The sequence below is a fragment of the Streptomyces sp. SID3212 genome, assembly GCF_009865405.1.
In the GTDB taxonomy this organism is placed as follows: Bacteria; Actinomycetota; Actinomycetes; order Streptomycetales; family Streptomycetaceae; genus Streptomyces.
The window spans coordinates 1-7,271 of the sequence record NZ_WWJY01000586.1 but is presented as its reverse complement, the minus strand read 5'-3'; the positions used below and the strand labels follow the sequence as shown (position 1 = coordinate 7,271).

At 70.1% G+C, this 7,271-nt stretch carries 10 protein-coding genes; 2 read left to right on the top strand and 8 right to left on the bottom strand.

The window, feature by feature from the left end; all coding sequences use genetic code 11:
- Nucleotides 1-131: 131 nt before the first annotated feature.
- Both GT042_RS17615 and GT042_RS17610 read right to left on the bottom strand, forming a co-directional pair.
- Nucleotides 132-962 carry a hypothetical protein gene (locus tag GT042_RS17615; RefSeq protein WP_202533026.1) on the bottom strand — a complete coding sequence of 277 codons (831 nt, stop codon included), beginning with the start codon at nucleotides 960-962 and terminating at the stop codon, nucleotides 132-134.
- Nucleotides 959-1,681 carry a hypothetical protein gene (locus GT042_RS17610; protein ID WP_345943811.1) on the bottom strand — a complete coding sequence of 241 codons (723 nt, stop codon included), beginning with the start codon at nucleotides 1,679-1,681 and terminating at the stop codon, nucleotides 959-961. Before GT042_RS17610 ends, GT042_RS17615 begins: the two co-directional genes overlap by 4 nt.
- 159 nt (nucleotides 1,682-1,840) lie before the next feature.
- Between GT042_RS17610 and GT042_RS17605 the strand changes: the two genes are divergently transcribed.
- Nucleotides 1,841-2,239 carry a DsrE family protein gene (locus GT042_RS17605; protein WP_161309664.1) on the top strand — a complete coding sequence of 133 codons (399 nt, stop codon included), beginning with the start codon at nucleotides 1,841-1,843 and terminating at the stop codon, nucleotides 2,237-2,239.
- 21 nt (nucleotides 2,240-2,260) lie between these two features.
- On the opposite strand, the gene GT042_RS17600 is transcribed toward GT042_RS17605, so the two are convergent.
- The 5 genes from GT042_RS17600 to GT042_RS17580 form a co-directional block, all read right to left on the bottom strand.
- Nucleotides 2,261-2,542 carry a DUF3099 domain-containing protein gene (locus tag GT042_RS17600; protein WP_161309663.1) on the bottom strand — a complete coding sequence of 94 codons (282 nt, stop codon included), beginning with the start codon at nucleotides 2,540-2,542 and terminating at the stop codon, nucleotides 2,261-2,263.
- 144 nt (nucleotides 2,543-2,686) lie between these two features.
- Nucleotides 2,687-2,974: a DUF1416 domain-containing protein gene (locus tag GT042_RS17595; RefSeq protein WP_161309662.1), complete on the bottom strand. Its 288-nt coding sequence runs from the start codon at nucleotides 2,972-2,974 to the stop codon at nucleotides 2,687-2,689.
- Between the two features lie 28 nt (nucleotides 2,975-3,002).
- Nucleotides 3,003-3,842 carry a sulfurtransferase gene (locus tag GT042_RS17590; RefSeq protein ID WP_161309661.1) on the bottom strand — a complete coding sequence of 280 codons (840 nt, stop codon included), beginning with the start codon at nucleotides 3,840-3,842 and terminating at the stop codon, nucleotides 3,003-3,005.
- A 372-nt stretch (nucleotides 3,843-4,214) separates the two neighbouring features.
- The gene (locus tag GT042_RS17585) at nucleotides 4,215-4,406 is read right to left on the bottom strand and encodes a DUF397 domain-containing protein (RefSeq protein WP_161309660.1); all 192 of its coding nucleotides are present in this window, start codon (nucleotides 4,404-4,406) and stop codon (nucleotides 4,215-4,217) included.
- Nucleotides 4,403-5,254: a helix-turn-helix transcriptional regulator gene (locus GT042_RS17580; protein WP_161309659.1), complete on the bottom strand. Its 852-nt coding sequence runs from the start codon at nucleotides 5,252-5,254 to the stop codon at nucleotides 4,403-4,405. Before GT042_RS17580 ends, GT042_RS17585 begins: the two co-directional genes overlap by 4 nt.
- 161 nt (nucleotides 5,255-5,415) lie before the next feature.
- Here GT042_RS17580 and GT042_RS17575 point away from each other — a divergent pair, with 161 nt between their 5' ends.
- Nucleotides 5,416-5,868, top strand: coding sequence for an ATP-binding protein (locus GT042_RS17575; RefSeq protein WP_161309658.1), 453 nt, complete (start codon nucleotides 5,416-5,418; stop codon nucleotides 5,866-5,868).
- Between the two features lie 9 nt (nucleotides 5,869-5,877).
- On the opposite strand, the gene GT042_RS17570 is transcribed toward GT042_RS17575, so the two are convergent.
- Nucleotides 5,878-6,630, bottom strand: a complete 753-nt coding sequence (locus GT042_RS17570; protein WP_202533024.1) for a DUF2993 domain-containing protein — start codon at nucleotides 6,628-6,630, stop codon at nucleotides 5,878-5,880.
- Nucleotides 6,631-7,271: the final 641 nt, after the last annotated feature.

Genomic DNA, 7,271 nt, shown 5'->3' with positions numbered 1-7,271 from the left:
GAGGGCGCGGCGGGGCGGGCGGGACGGGCTGGGCGGGCTGGGCGCGGGCTGCGGTGTCTCCGGCTGTGCGGCCGTCTCCGTCGGCGGGAGGGGAGCGGCCGTCTCCGCCGGGCTGTCCGTGATCTGCTCGGTCATACGTACGTCCCCGGGGATGCGATGTGGTCGAGCTGCTTCCGTACGAGATCGGCGATGGCTGCCGCGTCGAACGGCTCCGAGCCGCTGGCCACGACAGTGACCATCAGGTCGTCGTCGTACGCGACGCACTGCATCCCTTCGAGGTCGATCTTGGCGCTCTTGGGCATGAGGAAGCAGGCGGCCTTCTTGTGGCCCTTGACCTCGGGCCCCTTGCGGGTGCCGGGGCGCTCGGTCTGGGTCGTGAACCAGTCGTGGACGAACGCGCGGTTCGACATCCGTACGAGAAGGATCTCCGCCGTGGCGTCGGCCTCGTCCGCGGCATAGGACCGGGCGCCGATCCCCTTGACGCCCAGCTTGTCGATCTCCTTCTCGAATTCACGGCGCACACCGCCGGACAGACCCTCCCCGACGGCCTTCATGAGGGCCGTCGCCTGCTTGGCGGTGAACTCGCCGTCGTTACCGAACTCCCCGACGTCGGGACCGAGTCCCCAACCGACCGGGACCGGCAGCAGCTTGCGGCCGAGAACGGTGTCCGTACGGCCTTCGCCCGCCCTGACGGCCGGGTCCTTGTTCTCCGACTCGTCGTCGCTGTCCGCGTGGGACCAGAGGGTCGTGGGCGCGGTCCGGTCCGCCGTGTCCACGGTCCTGCTGGTGTACGTGATCCCACCCGCGACCGCGCCGAGGACGAGGACGGCGGGCAGCACGACCGTGACGAGGCGCCGCACGCGCCGACGGGGGGCGGGGGCGGACCCGGGCTCGGGCTCGGGCTCGGGCCGAGGTACGAGTACGGGCTCCGGTACGGGTACGGGGTTCGCTTCGTCGTTCACAGGCGCTCCAACTGCCGCTCGGCCAGCGTGCGGATGTCCTTCTTGCTGATCGGCTTGCTGTCGAAGAGGTTGATGTCCATCATGATGTCGCCCCGGTACGCGACCGCCCTGGCCCGGTACAACGGCAGATAGCCGGGCTTCTCCCGCACCTTGAAGAGGAAGTAGCGGCCGTTGCCGCTGCCCTTGATCGGGTCGCCCGGGTTGCCCGCTCCGCGCTTCGAGGCGGTGTCGAGGAGCTGTCCCCGCGCGATGCCTCTGACGCCTCCGTCGTTTCTGGCCCGGAGGTGGAGGACGCCTTCGTCGGCGCCGGACCGGAACTGGATGAGATTGACCTCGCCCTGGCGGTTCTGCCCCTGTTGCCAGTCCCTCGCGGCGACCCGCCGGAAGCCCTCCTCCAGCAGGCGCTCGAACATGTAGTCCTCGCTCTCGTAGTAGAGCGCGTAGGCGGAGAGCGGGATCCAGCCGTCCTCGATCAGGCTCTCCTCGTTCTCGCGCGACCCCGCCGGCCTGCTGGTCAGCAGCTTGCGCAGATCCCCGTCCCGCCTGACCTGGCTGTCCTCCTCGGCGGACAACGCCTTCACCTTCGTCCCGGCCGGCAGCGCCTTGGCGGGATACGCCAGCCCCGGCTGGGAGAGCGGCGGGAGCGCGGTCGGCGCCCGGTCCGCCTGGATCGTGTATCCGGTCGCCGTACCCGCGACCACACCGAGCAGCGCGGCCACGCCGACGATCAGAGTCGTACGGCCACGGCGACGCGGTGGCTTCGGTTCCAAAAGAAAGTCCCCCCACACAACCTCGGTCGCGGGTTCCATCGACCCGCGCACAGAGCTGACCTGCGAAGGGACGACCTGGTTGTGCGGCGGAAGATTACAGTTCGGCTCATGGAACCGGTGAGAACGCCCCAGACCGCACAGACGACGCAGAAAACCCTTGTGATCAAAGTGACAGCAGGGGCGGACGCGCCCGAGCGCTGTTCCCAGGCCTTCACCGTCGCGGCGGTCGCCGTTGCCAGCGGGGTGCGGGTGTCGCTGTGGCTGACGGGCGAGGCCGCCTGGTTCGCCCTGCCCGGCCGGGCGGCGGAGTTCGAACTGCCGCACGCCGCGCCGCTGCCCGATCTGATCGAGTCGATCCTGTCGGCGGGGGAGATCACGCTGTGCACGCAGTGCGCGGCCCGGCGTGACATCACGCAGGACGACGTCCTGGAGGGGGTACGGATCGCCGGGGCGCAGGTGTTCGTCAGCGAGATCATGGTGGACGGGGTGCAGACGCTCGTCTACTGACGCACGCGGACCACTACGCCGTCACCGGCGCCTCTTCGCCTTCGTCCCCAGGTCCGTCCACGAGTCGTCGTGCCCGTCGGGCTTGTTCGGCTCGTCGTTCCTCGGTGGCTCGTCCCACCAGCGGTCGTCACGGCTCCGGCTGTTGCCGACGATCGCCGCGACGGGCGGGATGACCATGGCCACCACACACATTCCGATGGCCGCCGGGATCGACCAGATCCGCACGAAGGACCAGGCGGAGACGAAGAGGATCAGGCATCCGCCCATGAGCAGGAAGTAGCCGCGACGGCGTCGCGTGTACATGCTTCCAGCGTACGACCCCGGACAGCCCCCGGCCCCGGACGGCGCGGAGGGCCGCACCCCTTCCAGTGGCGTCCAACCCCCTGGGGTGCGGCCCTCCGGCCGGTCAATCCGTCACGCGTTACCCGTTACGCGCGTGCGCGTCGCTCAGACCGCGATCGCGACCTCCGAGAGGCCGCCCGTCTGCGCGACGACCGTGCGGTCCGCCGTACCGCCGGGGACGAGGGCCCGTACGGTCCACGTTCCCTCGGCCGCGTAGAAGCGGAACTGTCCGGTCGCCGAGGTCGGGACCTCCGCGGTGAACTCGCCGGTCGAGTCCAGCAGGCGTACGTAACCGGTGACGGGCTGGCCGTCCTTGGTCACGGAACCCTGGATGGTGGTCTCACCGGGCTTGATCGTCGAGGCGTCGGGGCCGCCGGCCTGTGCTCCACACATACGTTCAGTCCTTACAGGTCGGGACGGATTACTTGTTGGCGCCGAGCTCGATCGGCACACCCACGAGGGAGCCGTACTCGGTCCACGAGCCGTCGTAGTTCTTGACGTTCTCGACACCGAGCAGCTCGTGCAGGACGAACCACGTCAGGGCCGAGCGCTCGCCGATACGGCAGTACGCGACGGTGTCCTTGGACAGGTCGATCTGCTCGTCGGCGTACAGCTCCTTGAGCTCGTCGTCGGAGCGGAACGTGCCGTCGTCGTTGGCGTTCTTCGACCACGGGATGTTGCGCGCGGTCGGGATGTGGCCCGGGCGCTGCGACTGCTCCTGGGGGAGGTGCGCGGGGGCGAGCAGCTTGCCGCTGAACTCGTCGGGCGAGCGCACGTCGACCAGGTTCTGCGTGCCGATCGCGGCGACGGCGTCGTCACGGAAGGCGCGGATGGCGGTGTTCTGGGCCTTGGCCTTGTACGAGGTCTCGGCGCGCTGCGGCACGGCCTCGACCAGGTCGCGGGAGTCCAGCTCCCACTTCTTGCGGCCGCCGTCGAGGAGCTTGACGGAGTCGTGGCCGTACAGCTTGAAGTACCAGTACGCGTAGGACGCGAACCAGTTGTTGTTGCCGCCGTACAGGATGACGGTGTCGTCGTTCGCGATGCCCTTGGCCGAGAGGAGCTTCTCGAAGCCCTCCTGGTCGACGAAGTCGCGGCGGACCGGGTCCTGGAGGTCGGACTTCCAGTCGATCTTGACGGCGTTCTTGATGTGGTTCTTGTCGTAGGCCGAGGTGTCCTCGTCGACCTCGACGATGACAACCTTCGGGTCGTCGATGTGGGCCTCGACCCAGTCGGCGTCTACCAGGACGTCACTGCGGCTCATGCTGTTCTCCTCCGGGGCAGTTACGGCGAGATGGTGCGGGTGGTGCGAGTGGTACGGGGAGCGGCTTCCGGGCACGGGGCGTGGAGGCCTGCGTACGGCGCGTGGGGGCCCTGAACGGAGCGCGCGAGGGCCCGGGGAATGCGGGAGAACCTTGAACTGAAAAGGCCCGCTCAGAGGGTGCGACAGAGCATGGCGGAGACGCGGCACAGGTCTACTGCCCGCCGCTTCGTGAGGTCCGCCTGTCGCTTCATGGTTCCGATCGTAGGTACGTCCTGCCGGACATGTCACCGCCGTGTCAAATGGCGAGACACGATCGCCCATCATGTGAGACAAAATCCGATGACCCCAGGAATCCCGGGGAGAACGGGGTGTTCAGTCCTGCGGGGTGGTCACGTAGGCGGTGAAGGCGGTCCACGCGGTGGGCGACAAGGTGAGACTGCCGACGCCGGTGTCCTTGGAGTCACGGACGAGAACGGCGTCGGCGCGGGCGGCGATCTCGACGCAGTTGTCGCCGCCGCTGCCGCTGTAGCTGCTCTTGAACCAGTCCAGTTCGGTGCCGCTCATAGCGCTCCTCGCATCTGCTCCAGCAGGCTCACGGTGGCCTGGCGGCTCAGGGCCTGTGAGCGCATCTTGCCATAGCGCTGGAGCATGGAACTTACGAGTTTCGGATCCGTGAGAAGCGTGCTGCTGTCGTGGCCTTCGACGTAGCCGATCCAACGATGGTCCGGCGTTTCGGCCAGGTACATCTGTCCGTCGACGCCCATGTGGTCCTCCTGGCGCAGCGGCATCAGCTGTATCTCGACGTTGCGCTGGAGGGCGGCTGCCAGCAGGTGATCGATGACCGTCCTGGTCACCTCGGGACCGCCGAGACGTCTCTCCAGAAGAGCCTGTTCGATGATGAAGCTGAACGCGGTGTTCGGCCTTTCCGTCAGCAGGCGCTGCCTGGCCAGTCGCGCGGCAACCAACTGTTCGATCTCGTCCTCCGCCAGCGGCGGCAGTCGGCGCTCGAAGAGCTCCCTGACGTAGGACTCGGGCTGCAACAGGCCGGGGATCCCCCGGCACTCGTACGCGTACAGCGACACCGCCTCTTCCTCGATCCCGGCCCACTGCCGGAACCAGCTGGCCAGCCCCGCCTTGCGCGTCAGGCTGCGGCCCGCCGCCTCCAGGACCCGGCCCGCCACCGGGCCCAGGACGTCGCCGGCCCGGTCGACCAGACCCCTCGGCGGGTAGCGCTTGCCCTGTTCGATCTTGGCGATGTACGGCGCCGAGTACCGCACCAGCGGTCCGAACTCCTCCTGGGTCAGGCCCGCTTCCGCGCGCAGCGCCTTCAGTACCGCGCCGAAGGTCCTGAGGCTGTCGGACGGTTCAGCCTCGCCCCTCGCGCCGCCACCGTCACCGCTGATGCCCACCATGCCGACCGCCTCCCGCTCTCCCTGCCACCGCCGCGCGTGAAACCTGAATCATCATCATTACGCAGAGTCACCCACCCAGTCCAGCGAGTGAGGCGATACAAGCGGATCTGTACTGGCGGCGTACCTGGGGGCGCGGCGGTCTCACCCACACGCTGGGGCGCATGACAGCACCGCATCCCCAAGCGTCCCTGTCCGTGGGCGCGTTCGCGCAGCGGTTCTCCGCCACTCGGCGGGGGGCGCGGCTCGCGCGGGTTCTTGCCGCGCATCAGCTGGACGCCTGGGGCGTCCCGTACGACTCCGAGGCGTCCGACGCCGTCGCCCTCGTGGTCGCCGAACTGGCCGCCAACGCCGTCCGGCACGGCCGTGTCCCCGGGCGGGACTTCGCGCTGCGGCTCACGTACGACGGCGACGAGGGCCTCGTACGGGTAGAGGTGTCCGACACGCACGACGCGCTGCCCCGCCTCCGCGTGTGGGACCCGGACGCGGACGGCGGCCGGGGGCTCCGGGTGGTCGACGCCCTGGCCGTGCGCTGGGGGACGAGTGGCCGTACGGGTCCGGGGAAGACGGTGTGGGCGGTCTGCGCGCTGGCGGACCGCCCCGGGCCCGGACGATGACGGTCGGGGTCAGCCGGTGAGGGCGACGTCCGTGCCCGTGCCGGAGAAGCGGAGGCCTTCCTCCGTGGCGGTGACCTTGTCGAGCGTGATGCTCGTCGGCAGGCCGTCGATCTTGAGGTCGTACGAGTCGACCAGTCCCTTGATCTGGTCGTCCAGGCCGGGGATCGGCAGTTCGCCGACGTCGACGGCCTCGAACGTGGCGGTGTTGCCGCCCTTGAGCGCCGCCGTGCAGTAGACGGTGATGTCCTGCCCCTTGAGCGCGCCGGCCACGACGTCGGGGACGGGGATGTCCGCGCCCTCCAGGATGTCGGTCGCCGGGCCCGAGACCTTGACCTGGCCCTTGGCGGCGCGTTCGGCGCCCGCGTAGCCGATGGTCGCGCCCTTGGGCGCGGTCCTGGCGAGGTCGGCGTACGAGACGCGGGCCGAGCCGTCGGCCTCGCCGACGGTGGCGGAGGAGAAGCTGCTGTCGAACGCGACGTCCCGCAGCTTCGCGCGGACGTCGGTCACCTTGACGGTCTGGCCGTCCGCGGTGGCGTCGAGGCTGCCGAGGCTGATGTCCACCTCGTCCAGCGAGGAGCCCACGACCTGGGTCAGGAAGGGGAAGCCCTTGATGGAGACCGTGGGGGTGGAGCTGAGCCCCTGGCTCGTCCTGAGTTTGTCGGCGACCTGCCCTTGGGCGAAGTACACGGCGGCGCGGTCCGCCGCGACGAACAGCCCTCCGAAGATCACGACGAGTATCAGCAGTATTCGCAGTGCGCGCATTGCTCGGTTTCCCCCACCCTGATGGTGCTCTGTTCGATTCCGGCCCCCCTGACGACCGTGAGCGTAACCCCCGGCCGGAAGCGCTCTCGCCGGAGGGACCGACGTCGGGCGCGCGCGAACGGTTCCCCACGGGTCCGCCTGTACGGGGGAGTTGGCCCGGCCGCACACAGCGGGCGTACAGGGGGGACACAGGTGGGGGGAGCGGACGGGCAACTCGGCGGCCAAGCGGCCGGGGCGGCGCGTGGGGGGCTGAGCGCCGCCGGGGCGGGAGTCCTGGGCGGCGGGGCCGGGGGCCTTGGGCGGCGGGGCCGGGGGCCTGGGCGCCGGGGCCCGGGGTCGCCGCCGGTGGCGAGGGCGGCCCGGGGGGCCCACCGCGTGGCGGGACCGGTGGCGCCCAAGGCTCCGCCGAGACCGACCCGGAGGCAAAGGCAGGCCAGTAAGGGGGCGTGGCGCGGAGGCGCCCCCGGACCGGAGGCGTCCGACGCGGCGCCGGGGCCACGACCAAAGGCCCTGGGGGACCGAGGCGGGTCCGACCGTTGCCGGGGGCCCAGTGGTAGGGGGGCGGACCCAATGCCGGCGCGCGCCCCGAGGCGCCCGAAGGCGTGGCCGGATCGGTGGCGTCCGGACCGGCGGCGAGGGCG

Excerpts from the sequence above, each read along its gene's own strand:
- GT042_RS17605 (WP_161309664.1), top strand. The coding sequence starts at position 1,841 with ATGGAACCGGTGAGAACGCCCCAGACCGCACAGACGACGCAGAAAACC.
- GT042_RS17600 (WP_161309663.1), bottom strand. The coding sequence starts at position 2,542 with ATGTACACGCGACGCCGTCGCGGCTACTTCCTGCTCATGGGCGGATGC.
- GT042_RS17595 (WP_161309662.1), bottom strand. The coding sequence starts at position 2,974 with ATGTGTGGAGCACAGGCCGGCGGCCCCGACGCCTCGACGATCAAGCCC.
- GT042_RS17590 (WP_161309661.1), bottom strand. The coding sequence starts at position 3,842 with ATGAGCCGCAGTGACGTCCTGGTAGACGCCGACTGGGTCGAGGCCCAC.
- GT042_RS17585 (WP_161309660.1), bottom strand. The coding sequence starts at position 4,406 with ATGAGCGGCACCGAACTGGACTGGTTCAAGAGCAGCTACAGCGGCAGC.
- GT042_RS17580 (WP_161309659.1), bottom strand. The coding sequence starts at position 5,254 with ATGGTGGGCATCAGCGGTGACGGTGGCGGCGCGAGGGGCGAGGCTGAA.
- GT042_RS17575 (WP_161309658.1), top strand. The coding sequence starts at position 5,416 with ATGACAGCACCGCATCCCCAAGCGTCCCTGTCCGTGGGCGCGTTCGCG.
- GT042_RS17570 (WP_202533024.1), bottom strand. The coding sequence starts at position 6,630 with ATGCGCGCACTGCGAATACTGCTGATACTCGTCGTGATCTTCGGAGGG.